The organism is Pseudomonas neustonica, from assembly GCF_003797945.1.
Lineage (GTDB): Bacteria > Pseudomonadota > Gammaproteobacteria > Pseudomonadales > Pseudomonadaceae > Halopseudomonas > Halopseudomonas neustonica.
Genome location: NZ_RKKU01000024.1, coordinates 1 through 16,946, shown reverse-complemented (window position 1 = coordinate 16,946; position 16,946 = coordinate 1). Strand labels below are relative to the sequence as shown.

Annotated in this window: 20 protein-coding genes; all 20 read left to right on the top strand. The window is 57.0% G+C overall.

The features are described from left to right. Positions 1–89: 89 nt before the first annotated feature. The 20 genes from EF096_RS15655 (at position 90) to EF096_RS15560 (ending at position 16,788) form a co-directional block, all read left to right on the top strand. Positions 90–461, top strand: coding sequence for a phage holin family protein (locus tag EF096_RS15655; RefSeq protein ID WP_123890739.1), 372 nt, complete (start codon positions 90–92; stop codon positions 459–461). After that, positions 461–1,192 carry a hypothetical protein gene (locus EF096_RS15650; protein ID WP_123890738.1) on the top strand — a complete coding sequence of 244 codons (732 nt, stop codon included), beginning with the start codon at positions 461–463 and terminating at the stop codon, positions 1,190–1,192. The genes EF096_RS15655 and EF096_RS15650 overlap by 1 nt, the downstream gene beginning before the upstream one ends. A gap of 170 nt (positions 1,193–1,362) precedes the next feature. After that, positions 1,363–1,944, top strand: a complete 582-nt coding sequence (locus EF096_RS15645; protein ID WP_123890737.1) for a terminase small subunit — start codon at positions 1,363–1,365, stop codon at positions 1,942–1,944. Positions 1,945–1,948: 4 nt separating this feature from the next. Next, positions 1,949–3,940 (top strand): phage terminase large subunit family protein, encoded by a 1,992-nt coding sequence (locus EF096_RS15640; protein WP_123890736.1) that lies wholly within the window; start codon positions 1,949–1,951, stop codon positions 3,938–3,940. Positions 3,941–3,955: 15 nt separating this feature from the next. Beyond that, positions 3,956–4,183 (top strand): hypothetical protein, encoded by a 228-nt coding sequence (locus EF096_RS15635; protein ID WP_123890735.1) that lies wholly within the window; start codon positions 3,956–3,958, stop codon positions 4,181–4,183. Further along, the gene (locus EF096_RS15630) at positions 4,180–5,652 is read left to right on the top strand and encodes a phage portal protein (protein ID WP_123890734.1); all 1,473 of its coding nucleotides are present in this window, start codon (positions 4,180–4,182) and stop codon (positions 5,650–5,652) included. The genes EF096_RS15635 and EF096_RS15630 overlap by 4 nt, the downstream gene beginning before the upstream one ends. A 2-nt stretch (positions 5,653–5,654) precedes the next feature. Next, positions 5,655–6,824, top strand: coding sequence for a head maturation protease, ClpP-related (locus EF096_RS15625; protein WP_123890733.1), 1,170 nt, complete (start codon positions 5,655–5,657; stop codon positions 6,822–6,824). Further along, complete coding sequence (locus EF096_RS15620; RefSeq protein WP_123890732.1) at positions 6,821–7,234, top strand: head decoration protein; 414 nt, start codon at positions 6,821–6,823, stop codon at positions 7,232–7,234. The genes EF096_RS15625 and EF096_RS15620 overlap by 4 nt, the downstream gene beginning before the upstream one ends. After that, a complete protein-coding gene (locus EF096_RS20470) occupies positions 7,231–7,455 on the top strand; it encodes a head decoration protein (RefSeq protein ID WP_235869771.1) in 225 nt (74 codons plus the stop codon). The genes EF096_RS15620 and EF096_RS20470 overlap by 4 nt, the downstream gene beginning before the upstream one ends. 67 nt (positions 7,456–7,522) lie before the next feature. After that, positions 7,523–8,521 (top strand): major capsid protein, encoded by a 999-nt coding sequence (locus EF096_RS15610; protein ID WP_123890730.1) that lies wholly within the window; start codon positions 7,523–7,525, stop codon positions 8,519–8,521. 2 nt (positions 8,522–8,523) lie between these two features. Continuing rightward, the gene (locus EF096_RS15605) at positions 8,524–8,865 is read left to right on the top strand and encodes a hypothetical protein (RefSeq protein ID WP_235869766.1); all 342 of its coding nucleotides are present in this window, start codon (positions 8,524–8,526) and stop codon (positions 8,863–8,865) included. A gap of 1 nt (position 8,866) precedes the next feature. Next, positions 8,867–9,304, top strand: a complete 438-nt coding sequence (locus EF096_RS15600) for a hypothetical protein (RefSeq protein ID WP_123890729.1) — start codon at positions 8,867–8,869, stop codon at positions 9,302–9,304. 11 nt (positions 9,305–9,315) lie between these two features. Beyond that, entirely contained in the window at positions 9,316–9,513 is a 198-nt protein-coding gene (locus tag EF096_RS15595; RefSeq protein ID WP_123890728.1) for a hypothetical protein, read from the top strand. A gap of 15 nt (positions 9,514–9,528) precedes the next feature. Beyond that, positions 9,529–10,272, top strand: coding sequence for a phage tail tube protein (locus tag EF096_RS15590; RefSeq protein ID WP_123890727.1), 744 nt, complete (start codon positions 9,529–9,531; stop codon positions 10,270–10,272). Positions 10,273–10,336: 64 nt separating this feature from the next. Beyond that, the gene (locus EF096_RS15585; RefSeq protein ID WP_123890726.1) at positions 10,337–11,095 is read left to right on the top strand and encodes a DUF2939 domain-containing protein; all 759 of its coding nucleotides are present in this window, start codon (positions 10,337–10,339) and stop codon (positions 11,093–11,095) included. Positions 11,096–11,155: 60 nt separating this feature from the next. Further along, the gene (locus tag EF096_RS15580; RefSeq protein ID WP_123890725.1) at positions 11,156–14,446 is read left to right on the top strand and encodes a tape measure protein; all 3,291 of its coding nucleotides are present in this window, start codon (positions 11,156–11,158) and stop codon (positions 14,444–14,446) included. Beyond that, positions 14,446–14,823, top strand: a complete 378-nt coding sequence (locus EF096_RS15575; protein WP_123890724.1) for a hypothetical protein — start codon at positions 14,446–14,448, stop codon at positions 14,821–14,823. The genes EF096_RS15580 and EF096_RS15575 overlap by 1 nt, the downstream gene beginning before the upstream one ends. 71 nt (positions 14,824–14,894) lie before the next feature. Next, complete coding sequence (locus EF096_RS15570; protein WP_123890723.1) at positions 14,895–16,004, top strand: hypothetical protein; 1,110 nt, start codon at positions 14,895–14,897, stop codon at positions 16,002–16,004. Positions 16,005–16,008: 4 nt separating this feature from the next. Then, positions 16,009–16,317, top strand: a complete 309-nt coding sequence (locus EF096_RS15565; protein ID WP_158611301.1) for an STAS-like domain-containing protein — start codon at positions 16,009–16,011, stop codon at positions 16,315–16,317. 3 nt (positions 16,318–16,320) lie between these two features. Beyond that, on the top strand, positions 16,321–16,788 hold the full coding sequence (locus EF096_RS15560; protein WP_123890721.1) for a hypothetical protein: 468 nt from the start codon (positions 16,321–16,323) through the stop codon (positions 16,786–16,788). Positions 16,789–16,946: the final 158 nt, after the last annotated feature.

The window sequence follows — 16,946 nt, the reverse complement described above, 5'->3', positions numbered from 1 at the left end:
ACCCAAAGCCCCACACATGAGAATGTTGTGGGGCTTTTCTATTTCTGGCCTCTGCGCGTGCAGGGGTTGCCCACTGCGCCGGAGGCCGCATGTCTGACCCAAGCAATCCTGCTCCTATCGGCAAGGCGATTGCCGAGATCCCATTGTGGATGGCGATACTGCTGGCACTGGCGTCTGGGTTGAGCGGGGAGATGCTGCGAGCGTCTACGCTGATCAACCTCACTTGGAAGCAGTTGGCGGCGCGCATCGGCATGCGCTTTGGTGCGGCTGGCCTGGTGGGCATTGCGGTGTTCATGGCGGCGTTTGCCTTGGCAGTGCATCCGTACCTTAGCGCGGCGCTGTGTATCTTCTCGGCAATGCTGGGCGGTGACGTGGCCAGTAGTTTGTTTGAGCGTTGGGCTGCCAAGCGGGCAGGGGTGTGTGATTTGCCAAGCCAGCGCCCGCCCGACCCAAGAGAATGATGGACGGCAGTATCAGCGTCACAGACCTGGACGATGCGCTGGCCGAGCTGAAGCGGCTAGGCCCGCAGAGCAACGCAGCTTTGGCCTTGGCGCTAAACGAGGTGGGTACCGAGGCAGTGAAGCAACTGCAGGGCGAGGCGCGCACAGTGTTCGACCGGCCTACGCCTTTCACGATCAACGCGTTCCGTGTTTTGTATGCGAAGGCATCACGGCCTGAAGCGGCGGTTTGGATCAAAGACGAGAAGAGTGGTGCTGGTGGTGGGCAAGCGCCCGAGGCCTGGTTTAGTCCGCAGGTGTATGGCGGTGACCGCCGAGTGAAACAGTCGGAGAAGCGCCTGCGAGAGAAAGGCATCTTGCCCTCTGGGATGTTTCTGGCTCCGGGGCCGGGCGCTCGCATGGATGCTTACGGCAACCTGTCTCGTGGCCAGATGCAACAGATCCTCTCTGGGCTGGGCGCTGATAACCCATCAGGCTCAACCCTTGCGGCCAGCCAGAGCCGACGCTCCCTGAAGAAAGGCCACGCTAAGGCGTTCTTCGTGCTCAAGCGGGGTAAGCGCCCCATTGGTATCGCAGAGCGACGGGGCAAGACCATGGCCCTGGTGTTGTTGTTTGTGCGACAACCCAACTATGCCGCCCGCTTCGACTTCTTCCGAGTGGTTCGGCAGGTGGCTGAGAACGATGCGCTGGTTGAAGGGGCGATAGACCGGGCCATTGCCAAGGTCCGGCGGTGATGGTGGGGGCTTGGTTGGTAGTGTGCCGCGCCAGTGCGCGGGGGGCCCCTGGAGGTCTGAACGGTCAAGGGTAATTCGGCTCGCGTTTTCTCGTTAGCGGGAGGCTGTGAGACTTAGTGAACTCGGTGAACTGGTTAACCGGGCATGGTTAACGGTTAACAGGTGGCGTAATGGAGACAGCAAGCAAGTCTGAGTTTGCGGCTTTGATGGGCTGCTCCAAGTCTTACGTATCAAAGCTGAACAGTCAGGGGCGGCTGGTACTCGATGACAAAGGCCGTGTGCTGGTCGCTGAGACAAAGGCTCTGCTAGAAAACAGCGCAGATCCAAGCAAAGCGGGTGTTGCTGACCGCCACCAGCGAGACCGAGTTGAGAAGGGCGTTAGTGTTCACGTTGCACCTGACGCGCCGGCAGATACAGCGCCGCCCGACGGAAAGCCCGCTGACAAATTTGATTACCAGTCATCCCGTGCGCAGCGCGAACACTTCCTTGCGCAGCTCGCGCAAAGCGAAGCCCTCAAGGCGGCAGGTGAGCTAGTTGATCGCGCTGCTGTAGAGCAAGCCGCCTTTATCGCTGGCCGCGCTATGCGTGACTTACTGCTGGGTCTGCCAAAGCAAATTGCGCCTGACCTGGCCGCGATTACTGATTCTTGGGAACTCGAACGGATGCTTACCACCCACCTGCGGCGCGTGCTGGAGGATGCTAGCCGCATGAGTGCGGCGGATCTGGAACAGGTGCTGCACCCACCGAACTGATGCCATGACGATTGAATACGCGGACGGTGCCGAGCAGTACCGCTCGGCGTATGTGCGAGGCTTGCTGCCTGATCCGGAGATGTGGACCGACGAGTGGGCTGACAAATACATGCGGATTCCGCGTGATACCGGCGCTGCTGAACCCGGCCCCTACCGCACGGATCGCACACCCTATGCGCGTGAGCCCATGCGCTGCTTGTCGCCATCTCATCCGGCAAAGCGGGTTGTGACCAAGGTCGCCTCGCAGATGATGAAAACGCAGATCGCCTTGAACTGGATCGGTAGCATCATCCACCAGGCACCGGCCAACATCCTGACGCTGTTGCCTAGTCTTGGGCTGGCCAAGCGCGTTAGTGGCCGGATAGATAAAACCATCAAGGTCACGCCAGTGCTGCGGGACCGTGTAGCTCAGTCCCGCTCGCGGGATTCACGCAACACGCTGGACACCAAGGAGTTTGAGGGCGGCACGCTTTACGCGACCACAGCAGGCTCAGCAGCCAACCTGGCCGAGGTGTCAGCCCGCTTTGTTTATGGCGATGAGGTCGACCGTTGGGACGTTGATGTTGATAACGAAGGCGACCCGATTGAGCTGGCCGAAACACGCGGTACCACCTTTGGCCGCAACGCCAAGTTCTACTTTTCCAGCTCACCCACAATCAAGGGTGTATCGCGGATTGATGACCTGTTCATGCAGGGCGATCAGCGGCACTTTTACGTGCCTTGCCCTTATTGTGGCGAGCACCAGGTGTTGCTTTGGCAGAACCTGAAATGGGCCAAAGATTACAGCTGGGCTGGTTACCTGTGCAGCAACCCTGATTGTAGCGGTGCTGGTGCGTTCATCGAAGAGCATCACAAGGGCCAGATGTTGGCTGCAGGCGAGTGGCGCGGGCACGCGGACGGTGACGGCGAAACGGTCAGCTTCACGCTCTCTGCGCTTTATATGCCGCCCGGCTGGCTCTCCTGGACTGACCTGGCAAAGCAATACGACAAGGCATCAATCGCCTCTGATAAGGGCGACCTTGAGCCGATGCAGGTGTTTTACAACACTCGTTTGGCCGAGGTTTGGGACTCCGCGCAGGAGATGACCAAGGCCAGTGAGCTGAAAGCGCGTGCAGAAGATTACCGCCTCGGCACAGTACCGGCGGAGGCGTTGTTGCTAACGGCGGCGGTGGATACGCAAGGCGACCGCCTGGAGCTGATGGTGATCGGCTGGGGCGAGGGTATGGAGCGCTGGGTGGTTGACCACAAGGTGATCCAGGGCAACCCATCAGACGAGCGCACCTGGGCCGCGCTGGATGTGGAGCTTAAACGGCGCTACTTGCATGCGTCGGGCATAGAGCTCGCCATCCGCGCCACGGCAGTGGACTCCGGTGGCCACCACACCGATGAGGTGTATCAGTTCTGCCGCTTGCGGCGCTGGCGCAATGTGTTTGCCGTTAAGGGGGCGAGTAAGTCAGGGCGCCCGGTCATTGCACAGCGGCCGTCCAAAGTTGATGTGACCTGGAAAGGCACTGTAGAGAAGCAGGGCGCTGAGCTGTGGCTGATTGGTACCGATACGGCCAAAGACTGGATCTATAACCGTTACGCGCTGGGTGAAGGTCCTGGTGCGTTGCACTTTTCCAAGGATCTGCCTGACGACTTTTATGACCAGTGTGTAGCCGAACGCAAAATCACGCGCTACGTGAAAGGCTTCAAGCGTCAGGAATGGACAAAGGCCAAGGCAGAACGAAACGAAGCGCTGGATCTGCTGGTTTACAACCTGGCCATGGCTCACTACCTGGGCATTCCCCGTTACACCGTGGTGGATTGGGAAGGCCTGCGAGCAGCGTTCACTCAGCGCAGTCTGTTTGCTGAACCGGCTAATCAGAGCATAAGCACTGATACGCAGCAGGCAGCTCCAGAGCAGGTTTCAGAGCCGCAACCACAAACGCCCGTCACCTCGGCAAAGCCGACAAGACGGCGCACCTCCCGCAGCGGTTATCTCAACCGCCGATAGTTGATGAGGCACACGATGAGCACTGCACAGCAGCGCCTGGACAGTGTTCGGGCGCAGATTGATGAGGTCTTGCAGAAAGGCCAGCGGATGCGCAAAGGCGACCGCGAACTGCAGCGCGCAGAGTTGGCCAGCCTACGGATGCTGGAGTCTGAGTATATAAAACAGTCCGCACGAGAGTCCGCTGCCAGCTCGGGCCGTTCTCGGGTCACGCGGCTTTACCATGGGGGCAAAGGTATCCGATGAGCCGCCAACGAGTAGTCGCCAAACGTATCCGCAATAGCTACGAGGGAGCCGGTACCGGTCGGCGCGCAAAGGGCTGGGACGCACCTGATGTGGCGATGAACAGCGTTTCGCTACCGGCGTTGCCGCTGCTGCGTCGCCGAAGCCGTGCAGCGGTCCGCAACGACCCCTACGCGCTCAGCGCCATAAACAAGCGGGTGACCAACATTATTGGCACTGGCATTACGCCAAGGCCACAGATCAAAGATGAGGCGATCCGCACCATCCTGCAGGAGCTGTGGGAGGACTGGGCGGACGAAGCCGACGCAGATGGCCGAACGGATTTTTACGGCCAGCAGGCCCTAATCAGCCGGATGGTTGAAGAGTCCGGCGAATGTTTTGTGCGGTACCGCTACCGTCGAGATACAGACGGGCTGGTGGTGCCGTTTCAGTTGCAGATTCTACCGGCAGAGTTCGTGCCCATTGATCGCAATTTCAAAACCCGGCGGGGCAACATCGTGCGGGCCGGTATTGAGTTTGATGCAGTTGGCCGGCGCGCTGCTTACTGGATGTACCAGCAGAACCCGGGTGATGCGAATGCCCACCTAGCTGGCTTTAACGCCTTGCACCGGATACCGGCTGACCAGGTGTTGCACATCTACGAAGTGCTTGAGGCAGGCCAGCTACGCGGCATACCCCGCTTGGCTCCGGTGCTCTTGCGGCTGCGGTCTCTGGATAATTACGACGATGCGGTTCTGTTTCGCCAGGAGGTGAGCAACCTGTTTGCCGGGTTCATCAAGAAACCTGCGTCGGAAGGCCCGCGAGGCTTGGACACCGTAACCGGGGAGCCATTAACGACAGATGCCGACGGCACGCCGATGGTCGCGCTAGAGCCCGGCTCCATGCAGGAGCTACTGGAAGGGGAGACCGTCGAGTTCTCAGACCCGCCAGATGCAGGCAATACCTATGTCGACTTCATGCGGCAGCAACTGCAGGCGGCCGCTGCCGGTGTTGAGTTGCCTTATGAACTGTTGACCGGTGACATGAAGGATATAAGCGATCGCGTATTGCGGATTCTGCTTAACGATTTCAGGCGCCGCATCGAGCAGCTTCAGTTCTCTGTGTATGTGCACCAGCTCTGCAGGCCGGTACGTGCTGCCTGGTTGGACGCTGCCGTGCTCTCAGGCGCGATCGAACTTCCGGGTTACGCCGAACCGGCCAAGCGCCGCGGGTATTTGCGCACGCGCTGGATTCCGCACGGCTGGGCCTATCACCACCCCGTACAGGATGTGCAGGGCAAGCTGCTGGAAATCGGCGGCGGCCTGTTGAGCCGAAGCGAGCATGCACTGCGCACAGGCTATGACGCTGAGGTGATCGACAACGAGAACGCTCAAGACAATGAGCGAGCAAGACGGCTTGGCCTTGCCTACAAGGTCGACACCTCAGCCAGCACGGAAGCTAGCGGCAAGAACACCAACGAAGAGGAAACCTAACCATGAAGAAACACCGGCAATACATGATTGCCCTGGCGATGGCTGCGGCTGCCTCTTCGCCCTGGCGGATCATGAACAAAGGCACTGGCGATTCCAGCAAGGACGGCGGCTGGTATCGCATCAACAATGTGTCTGAAGACCCCAGCAAACCGCTTGAGGTGGAGATATACGACGAGATCGGCACCTGGGGTGTTACCTCTAAACAGTTTGTAGATGAGCTGAAAGCGGCGGATGACGGGCAGCGAAACATCGTCATCGCCATCAACAGCATCGGCGGCGAGATGGGTGACGGCTTTGCCATCCATAACGCGTTGCTGCGCCTCGGAGAGCGAGTGACTGCGCGCATTGACGGCTTTGCGCTCAGCTCCGCTGGTGTGGTGGCAATGGGCGCACATCGCGTGCAAATGCACGACAACGCCATGCTGATGATGCACAACCCCTGGACCTTTGCCGCTGGCGACAGCGAAGAGTTTCGCAAGATCGCGGACATCATGGATCAGATGGTTGAAGGCATCGTGGCCAGCTTTAAGCACCGCACGCTGAATGTGGACGATGCAGAGCTGCGCCGCATGATCAACGCGGAAACCTGGCTCACGGCACAAGAGGCCAAGGACCAGGGCTTTGTTGATGAGGTGCTTACCGGGGCCGGCAGTGTGAGCAACGCATCGAGCCTGCGCATCCTCAATCGTTACAACAACATGCCGGCAGCGGTTAAGGCCCAAATGGCTAATCCACCCGCTGATCCGCCCGAACCAGAGCCAGAACCTGAACCGGAGGCCGACCCGCCAGATATGGTCGCGCTTGCAGCGCTGGCCACGGCGGAGTGTGCCAAAGCCGGTATTGCCGACCAGGCACAAGTGATTATCCAAGCAAGCGGCCTTAAGGATGAAGCCAGCGTGCGGGCAGCGGTGAAGCAAGCCAAGGACGTGCGGGCGCTTTGCATCATGGCTAAGCAACCCGATCTGGCGCCCGGTTTCATCAAGGATGGCCTGACGCCTGACGTGGCGCGCGGCAAGTTGTTCGACAAGTTGGTTGCCAGTAGCGGCCAAGTTGAAATTAGCAACCACCCTGCGGTGGATGACCAGCCGGCGCCAAGCGTTAAGGCTGTTAACCCGAGCGCTGTTTACGCTGCTCGACGTAACAAAAACGCCTCGAAAGGAGCGCAAGCATGAGTATCAAAACTGAAGGCGTACACGCCGGTGAATTCCTCCTTTCGGAGGCTAACGGTTCGCGCAGCCGTGCCAACATCGTGGTCGCCGCTGGCGCAGGTATTGTGTTGGCTGGCACCTTACTGGCTGCTATTACAGCTGCCAATGCAATGGTGCCGACGGCTGATGGCGGCAACACTGGCAATGGCACTATCGGCAGCATTGCCATAACCAGTGATGCGGTGTCTGGCAACTATCTGCTGACCATTACAGAAGCTGCAGCAGCAGGTGGCACCTTTGATGTTACCGGGCCTGGCGGTGCGGTGATTGGCAGCGGGGAGGTTGGCGAAGCGTTTGAGATGGCGGGACTGGGTTTCACCCTAGCTGCTGGTAGCACAGACTTTGCCGAAGGCACAGCTTCACTTTGGCCGTGACCGCAAACCTGGGTGAATACGTGCCTTATGACGATGACGGCACGGACGATGGCCGACGCGCCGCCTCCGGCATCCTTTATGCCTCGGTCGACGCGACTGAAACGGACGCTTTGGCGGTTGCTATAACGCGGGATGCCGAGGTGGTGGAACGCCTGCTCACTGGCATCGACGCAAACGGCGCTGTTGATCTGCTGGCACAGGGCATCGTTATTCGCCCCTAACCTGACCTGAAACACCAACCCCTCAAAACCTCGCTGCGGCGGGGTTTTTTATTGCAAGGAGCCCACCATGGCTGAGATTTCCATTTTTGAAGATGAGGCCTTTAGCGTTCCGGCGTTGCTCGCCGTGATCAATGAAGAGCCACAAGTGCCTGGTCAGATCGGTGCGTCCGGTCTGTTTGAAGAAGAAGGCGTTAACAGCACCACCGTGCAGATCGAAAAGGACGGTACCACCCTGGCGCTAGTACCAGCGGCTGCACGAGGCGGCGTAGGTATGGCTGTAACGGGTGATAAGCGCAGCTTGATTCCTTTCAACACCGTGCATCTGCCCCAAACCTTCCAGATTCTTGCGGATGAGATCCAGAACATTCGCATGGTTGGCAGCACTACTGAGCTCCAACAAGCGCAGCGCGTAGTTGAGCGCCGCTTGCAAAAGTGCCAGAAGCAGCTGGACGCCACGCACGAATACCAGCGAGTAGGGGCCATTAATGGCCAAGTGCTGGATGCGAACGGTAAGAACGTGCTGTTGGACATTTACCACCGCTTTGGTCTGACCCGTCCAAAGGCCTTTTCTTTTGAGTTGAACAACCCAGAGACGGACGTAAGCGTGAAGTGTGTCGAGGTGCTGGACGTGCAGGAAGATGCTCTCGGCAACTTGAGTGGACTAGGTGCGCATGCCTGGTGTGGTCAGGCGTTTTGGAACAAGCTGATCAGCCATAAAAATGTGCGTGAAACGTATATAGCGAGTGAAGGGGCTAGCACGTTGCGCGGCGATCGCCGGCAGGCGTTCGTGTTTGGTGGCATCCTTTGGGAACGCTATCGCGGCAAGGTTAACGGCCAGCCCTTTGTTGCTAGTGACCGCGCCAAACTGGTGCCGGATGGCGTGCCCGGTCTGTTTATTTCCGCGTTTGCCCCGGCGGACTACATGGAAGTCGTCAACACCGAGGGCCTCCCGTATTACGCCAAGCTGGAGCGGCTGCCTTTTGATAAAGGTATCGCCGGTGAGGCGCAGTCAAACCCGCTACACCTTTGCACCAAGCCACTGGCGGTGCGTGAGCTGACCATCTAACCATGGCCAGCTTCGCCGATCTGACCAGCGAGATGGATGCAACCTTGCTGGCGTCGCTCAAGGATGGCCGCGTCGATTTCCTCACCGCTTCCGGTTCGGTAGCGGTCGAGGGGCTTGATGCCATTGTCGAGCAAGACGTGGAGCGCATCGATGAGCTGTCTGGCGCGGTCCAGCGGGTAGTCACCATCTGCGTGCTGAAAAACGCTTTGGGTGGCTATGACCGTAAAGGAGCGTTCCGCAGCAATTCAGGCGAGCCGGTCGAGCTACTTGCCGACAAGGCTATGCACCTGGATGGCATCGAGTCTGACGATGGTTCCCTGATCACCTTCTACGTGAGGCCCTGATATGCCTGATGACGTTCAGAGCCTGCTGCTGGCCGAGCTGGAGCAGCGGCTGGCGGCGGTGCCAGAGTTTGGCGCGCTGGTGTTTGAAGACAGCGTGCTGCGCGTGCTTGATGCTGCCGATCCGGAGCTGCCCGATCAGTTCATCGTGCTGCAGCCCGGCGACACGCAAGAGCTGGAGCGCGTTGGGCACGGCAGCGTGCGCGAACAGACGACCATCAACATCACCGCGGTTACCAAAGTGCGAGGCTTCGCGCCTGTGCTCCGGGCTGCGCGGCTGGGCATCAAGGTTGCGCTGGCTGGCAACAAAGCCGGGGTATTGACCATTGGCGTGCAAAAGGCTGCGTTCCAGTCTGAATCGCCATTGCCGCCCGGCCCCGGCCGCGTGTGGGCTGCTCACGTTCTACCGCTGCAAATCACGTACGTCCAACCCCTGAAATAACCGGAGGCATCATGCCTAAACACAATGTCACCCAGGCGTTTCATTACGCCACGGGCGGTGCAGTGCTGCTGTTCAAAAAGGGCGAGCAGGATCTGCCGCCCGCTGTAGCAGAGCACGCCATCAAACACGGGTTTGTATCAGCACCCAAATCGCTAACCGACAAGCAAACGGCTGCGCCTGCAAAGGCAGAGCCCGCCGCCAAGCAATAACCAGAGGGACCAACCATGGCACAAGTAGACCGCTCGTTTGTGGGTGAGGGCATCATCTATGCCCGCGCCTATCAGAGCCAGGCCGCACTGCTGGATATCGGCAACTGTGACGCCTTTAACCTGTCTTACCAGACCAACCGCACCACGCTGCCAAACTTCCGTGGCGGTGGTGGTAACCGCAACGTGCGTGAGCGCATCACAGACGTGACCGCCAGCATTGGCATGTACGACCTGACCCCGGAGAACGTTGCACGGGTAACACGCTCGCTGGTAACGGAAGTACCTACCACCGCGATTGTCGACGAGCCTTTAGCGTGTGAAGGCATAGTGGGTGAACTGATCCCGTTCAAGTACTTGCCTAACATGACGCCGGCACCGGTATTGAAAACAGCCGGTGATGATCCGTTGGTAGCGGGTACCGACTACCTGCTGAACCCACACGGCATCATTGTGATGTCTACCACCAACATCACCAGTGCGGGTATTAAGGCCAGCTACACGCCACGCGGCTCCAGCGTGCTGCAAATGATGACTGCCCCTGCGGTAGAGCTGGAAATCTACATCGCTGGTCTCAATGATGCACAGAGCGGCGAACCTTTCAGCCTTCGCCCGCGTCGCGTGAAACTGGGCGTGGTAAGCCAGCTGCAGGTGCTGGGTCAGGAATACCTGAAGCTGGAAGCACCGGGTGAGCTGCTGGCCGATGACACTGTCGTGGCAAGTGATATCAGCAAGTTCTGCCAGATGGAACTCGCGGGCTAAGGCTATTTGCTCTCAACTTTCTCGTGCTAAGGTTTCCCTTTCATAAAAAGGAAGGGATACCTGAATGAAGCAATGCCCTGCATGTAATTACGAACTAACCATGGCTGAGCAGGCGAAGGATGAGGGGAAGTGTCCGAAGTGTGATATTTACTTCGCAAAGTACCTTGCACGTCAAAGCCAAGCTGCAAACGCTAATGAAGCCAGTAACCTGCGGCAAGTGTCCGACAGAAAAGGAGGCAGCAAGCTTTTTTACTTAGTGGGGGCGTTGCTGGTTGCTGGGCTTCTTTATGTAGTCGCTTCCCCCTTTCTAGTGGTTCACAGTATTCAGTCAGCAGTTGAACAGCGGGATGCTGAAGCCCTCTCAAGTCATGTGGATTACCCTGTCTTTCGTCAGAATATGAAGGACCAAGTTAATGCGCGGATAATGGAGGAGGTAACTGTTGAACTAGAAGGTAATCCGTTTGCTGCAATGGGAATTGCTCTAGCATCTAAGGTGGTTGACTCTGTTGTAGATTCGATGATTACGCCTGCAGGTATTGCGAGAATGATGCAGGGAGAAAAGCCTGCAATGGCAGCTGTTAAAGCCGGTGGTGCGGGAGGTGAAATGCCTGACACTGGAGACTCGCAAGAACCTGTATTACCCGCTGAGCATGAGCAGCCTGCTCAGAAACCTTTTGAAGACGCGTCTATGGGCTACGAGTCCTTGAGTCGTTTTGTTGTAACTTTCACAGATGAAAGTGGTGAGGAGGTTAGGTTTATATTTCATCGTCATGGAATTGCCGACTGGCTCCTATCTGATATGACCTTACCTGCTAAGAAATAACAAATTAAGTTAAATAAAACCCCGCCGGTGCGGGGTTTTTTATTGCCCGGAATCCAGCCCATGAGCATCAAAGACCGCCTGATTCAGTTCATCCTACGTGGCAAAGACGAGATGTCGCCCGAGGCGCGCAAGGTCTCAAAGGCGCTTGAAGATGTGCAAAGTAAAAGCAGGGGCCTGCGTGACGAGTTTGATAAAGCCAAGTCGGCCCAAGGCCTGGCAACGGCTTTTCGTACCACTAGTGATGCTGCTGACCGAGTGCGCAGCACGCTGGAGCGCACCGAAAAGCGTGCTACAGAGCTGCGCGATGAACTGGAGAGAAACGCCGGTAGTAAAGGACTACAGATATCACTGCGCGAAACCGAGAAAGAAGCATCACGTGCTGCCCGGCAGCTGGATAAGCTCACGGCTGAAACTCAAGCGATTGAGAAAGCTGCAAAAGATGCTGGTGTGGATACCAGCAAACTTGCAGACGAAGAGCGGCGCCTGGCTGCTGATGTTGACGAGGCCAAGCGGGCGCTTAAAGACAACACCACAGAGTTGCGGGATCTTGAGCGGCAGCAGCGCAGCGCCACCCGTTCAGCAGATGAGTATCAGCGCACAGTGCAGGGCGTGCGCACGGGCGTATCTGATGCAACGATCCGGTTTGGCAAGTGGTTAGTCAGTATCTACCTGGTAGACAAAGCCCTGCAGGGATTGGGAGCAGGTGTTGGGTACTTGCGTGATGGCATTATCTCGATGCTGTCCACGGGCGACGAGTTCGAGGGCATGCAGACCCAGCTAACGGCGCTGATGGGCTCCATTGAGGGCGGCGAGCAGGCGACCGAGTGGATCAAGAAATTCACCCGTGATACGCCGCTGCAGCTGCAAGACGTAACTGAAGCGTTCACGTTGCTCAAGGCGTTTGGCCTTGATCCTATGGACGGCACGCTGCAGGCCATCACCGACCAGTCTGAGAAGCTGGGCGGCGGGATGGAGAAGCTGACAGGCATCTCATCGGCGCTCGGCCAGGCCTGGGCTAAGCAAAAGCTGCAGGGTGAAGAGATTCTGCAGTTGGTTGAGCGCGGTGTGCCGGTGTGGGATCTGCTAGAGAAGGTCACCGGCAAGAACACCGAGCAACTGCAAAAGCTGAGCAGCGCGGGCAAGCTGGGCCGCGATGTAATCAGTGACTTGATCAAAGAGATTGGCGCGGCAGCAGAGGGCTCTGCTGCTGCCAACATGACGCGCCTTACCGGCATCGTTAGTAACCTGCGCGATGTTGCTGGCGACTTTCTTGATCGAATCGCAAAAAGCGGGGCGCTGGATTACGTCAAGCGGCAGCTGTTGGATGTTGGCAATGCTATTGCGGGCATGGACCGCGATGGACGGTTGGATGCGCTAGCAAAATCACTGAGCAATGCGTTCATTCAAGGTACTGAGCGGGTAAAGGCGTTCGCGCGCGAGCTGGGCGCTGTTGATTTTAACCAGTTGGTTGATGACAGCACAGAGTGGTTTAACACCTTTGGCCAGCGCATCGACGACCTGACGGGCAAAGTAGAGCTGTTCACACGGCCTTTGCGAACCGGCGCTAACCTGGTGACCGCTTTTTTGTCGGGGTTTGTCACGGTTCTGACGTACACGCTTTCAAAGTCGTTGGGAGTAATTGGTGAGTTCGCGGACGCGATACCTGACATGCTGGGTGGCGAGAAGCTGCAGGCCGGCGTAGCCAAGGCCCGCAAGGTGCTTGATGGTTTGACCGATGGCGCAGCAGATCAGTTTAAGCAGGATATGGCCGATATCCGCAATGCATGGTCATCGGGTGCTGATGCCGTTGCAGATACTCAGCGAGAGGTTGTTGGCGCCGTAGCGAGTGCAACAGAACAACAGCGCATGCTGAATCAGGCGCTGGCTGACGAGCTGATCAATAACCAGGAGCAGATAAAAGACGCAGCCATTGACGCGGCGGTTAGCGGCACAGAGGCTATCGCTGATTTTGCTCAAGCCCAAAAGCTGATCGACACCGCGAGCACCGTGGCCCAGCTGGAAGGGTTGCGGGCTGCGATGTTGCGAGCTTATCAAGAGGGCGCTATCACGCAGCAGGAATACGCCGCAGGCTTGGGCATTGTTGCAGACAAGCTGGATGCTATCGGCGGCGAAGCTGCGAAAACGGCTGCGTCACTCTCGGATGTAATCGCCGAGCTGGAAGACTTCGCCGATGTGCAGAGAGCTATCGGCAGCGCACAGACTGATGTTGATATCAGCAAGCTGCGGTCAGCCATCAGCAAGCTGTATGAGGATGGAAAGCTCAGTGTTGACGAGTACAAAAAGGCGGTCGCCGCGCTGGAGAAACAGCAAGAGAAGCTGACTAAATCCACCGGCGACCAGGCGGACGCTCAGAGCAATCTGGAGAAGCAGCTGCAGTCGGTCAGCGAAGCACTGGCAGCGCAGGCTGATGCAGAAGCGGCGGCGGCATCAGCGCGTGCTGAGCAGCAGGCCGTCTTTCGTGATGCCTTTAGTACCTTCTTTGATGACGTGATGACCGCCGCCCGGTCGCCTCTGGCCGAGCTGAGTAGCAAGGCGCTGGAGGCGTTCGATTCGCTGAAAGGCATCAGCAGTGTCGATATTGATCTGGACACCAGCAGCCTGGAAGGCACGGCCGCATCGCTGAGCATTGTGAATGAGAAGCTAGGCGACCTGCAGGCGGGGCTGGCTGATCAGTTTCGGGGACCGTTTGCGCGCTGGGCAGATGAAACCCTGTTCGCCAGTCGGCAGCTGCAGAAGCAGTTTCTGGAGCAAACCGCATCACTGCAGACGCTGATGGAGGGCTACGACTCAGGCGCGGTGGGGCTGGGTGACTTTATTCGCGAAGCCTCACGCGCCCGTAATCAGCTGGATCTGCTGGAAGATAGCGATCTGCAGCAGCTGGATGCGGCCATTGCTAGTGCTAGCCAGCGCATGCAGGAACTAGGCAATAGCAGCCGCAGCACGCTGGATGGCCTGCGGGACGAACTGGACCGCCTGCAGGGCAACACCGAGGCCATTGAGAAGCGCAGGCTGGAAAGTCGCCAACGTGATCTGCAGGCGCAAATGGCCGAGGCCCGCGCGGCGGGCAATGGTGAGGCTTTGCGCAACTTGGGTGAAGCCATGAGCGTGCTGCAATCAATCAACAACGAGACCCGCCGCAGCAAGCGGGAACATCCAGCGCAAGCCAGTGCGCCTGGTAGTGAAGCCCCCGCAGTGCAGCAGTCTACTCAGCCAAGCAAGGTTATTCGGCTAGAGACCGCGCGCGGCAGTTCCGTGGATCTGACCGTAGGCGAAGGGCAAGAAGAGGCGCTTTTGGGGATTCTTGAGCAAGCTGGATTGAGGAGCATGTAATGCGGCTAGCAGGCATAGAACTGGATGATGACTTCCAGTGGGTCAACGAGTTTGATCACAACCCCATCGAGCAAACCATTGAGTACTCGCTGACTGGGGCGCTGCTGGTGCAGGAAGGGACAAAGCTGCAGGGACGCAGCATTGACCTGCGCAGCAACGGAGGGGTGTGGACGCCGCTGTCAGTAGTGCGGCAACTGGAAGCACTGCGCGATCAACCCAGCGTGCCAATGGAGTTGTTGCTGGCTGATGGGCGTGAGTATATGGTTATCTGGGATCGCAGCGGGGCGCCGTTGAAAGCAGAGCCTTTGGAGCGAGAGACCTATTCAAACGCTGATAGCTCCTACTTGGTGGATCTTCGGTTGCTGACAGTATCTTGATATGGGGTAGTAGGTTGAGTTTGGAACTCATATAATCTCGCCCCCCCCCCTAGTTTTGGCGATGAAATGTCATGAAAAGGCTTTCTAAGGAAGAAAAAGCCAAGCAAAAGCGCGCCGTTCGCCGCGTGCAGCGTGCTATCAAGCGCGCTCTGCTTCGTGAAACCAAGGCTAGGCGGCGCGGGAAGCGCCTTCTAGAGAAGCAAAAAAAGGACAGTCGGTTTTTTGCTAGCCGAAAATTTGTACTTCCTGAGACTGTATGTATCACGACGAAAGCGCATAGGCGCAGCCTATTAGACCTATTGCACAAAATTCGGTCGGCTGCTCTGGATGGACGGATAAGCAGCGTCTATATTGACTTCTCCAAAATCAAGATGCTTCATCCAAGTGGCACGATTCTCCTTTTGGCAGAACTTGAGCGCTTGATGGAGTGCGATATGAGCAGGAGGAAGCTCATTCCTAACTACCCTGAAGATGAGGTAGTAGAGCAGCTTTTTCAGCACGTGGGGCTTTTAGAGCGCTTTGGTCTCGAGAATAGAATAGAGAAGGTTGATCACGAAAGCGTGGTGAACTGGATGTACGCTTCTGGTACTGAGGGTGACTTCGATGCCGTAGCTGAATTGCTTCCTTCTGTTCTGATTGAGGGGGCGAATACTGAACTGCGACTTGCTGTCACCACAGGCATGGCTGAGGCGATTGCCAACTCATCTGAGCACGCTTACGTACTTCCACGGAACGATGGGAACCCCTCTCCAGTCAATATGAAATGGTGGGCATTTGCTCGCGAAAAAGACGGCATTTTCTGGGTTGTTATTTGCGACCTTGGCGCAGGGATCCCTCGGACTTTGAGGCGCACTTGGCCCGAAGAGGCTGAGCAGTTTTTGATGAGGTTAGCGGGTAAAAAATCGAAAGATCACTCGCTGATTGAGTTGGCTTTGAAGCTTGGTCGTACAAGGACAGAAGAGGGCTCTCGCGGTAAAGGCCTGAAAGATATTTTGAAGGTTGTTAAAAACTCCAAGGTTGGTGTGATGGAAATTCACAGTAACAACGGTATTTTTGGTTTTGATGGTGAGCTTGGCAAGCGATTTGCCAAAAGCCACAAAAAAAGCATAGGCGGGACCATTGTTCAGTGGAGTATTCCCGTAGAGGAATTCAATCGAATTCATAGGCATGAAGATGAGTGAGACCATGATCAAAGTTGCTACTAGTTTTTCAAAGCTTCCATGCGTCAGAAGAAAGAAGGATGGCCCATACTCAGGTGAGGAGTTCCGGGTTGATCGCTTGCTTCCGGCTTTTGCGGAAAGTGAACGAGTAGTTGTCGATTTGGAAGGCTGTCTTGCGCTAGGTTCATCTTTCCTGGACGAGGCGTTTGCAGGCTTAATTCGTTATCACGGCTTCACATACATGCAGTTGAAAAATCGCTTAGAGATTAGGTTTTCAGTAAAGAGTTACATAGACGAAGCATGGAAATTCATGAAGGAAGCAAGGAGCGTTTAATCTATGGATGGGGCTCAGACAACCTGGGAGCTTCTGCGTGTCGCTGTACCTGCGCTGTTTATTGCCATTGGCTGGAAGGTTGTTTCGGCCGACAATAACGCTCGCGAGACCAGAAAGGAAATCAGAGGATTTCTTGATAGAACAATAAGCCAAGTCGAAGCGCTTTGCGAACAAGCGGTTGCCTACTTTACTTGTGAGGATGATGATGATGCTGCGCGGATTGCTTCCGTCATTGATCCATCCTTGATGAGGCTGGAAAGGAACCTCCAGCATTTGTGTCTGAAAGATGACAATGGGCAGGTGGTAAATGCTCAAAGTGTTCGGCAGTCAATCACTGCTCATAATGCCTATAGAGCTACGCCCAGGCGCGTGCTTTCATGTGACGACCCTGCGTTGTATGAAATAAATAGTCGGATGCACGACTTAATACAGCAATTGGAGAAAGCATATTCTTCATCGTTTCAAAGGTGAATAACCACTCATTGAAAACCCTGCCCCGGCAGGGTTTTTTTATGGTGCGCCCGGCAGGGCGCACTCACTTGGAGGTGAAAGTCCTCTACACGCCCGGCAAGGGGAAGTGTTAGCCAGAGGCAAGGGTGTCGCGGGTGACTGCGAATCTGGAGGAAGCC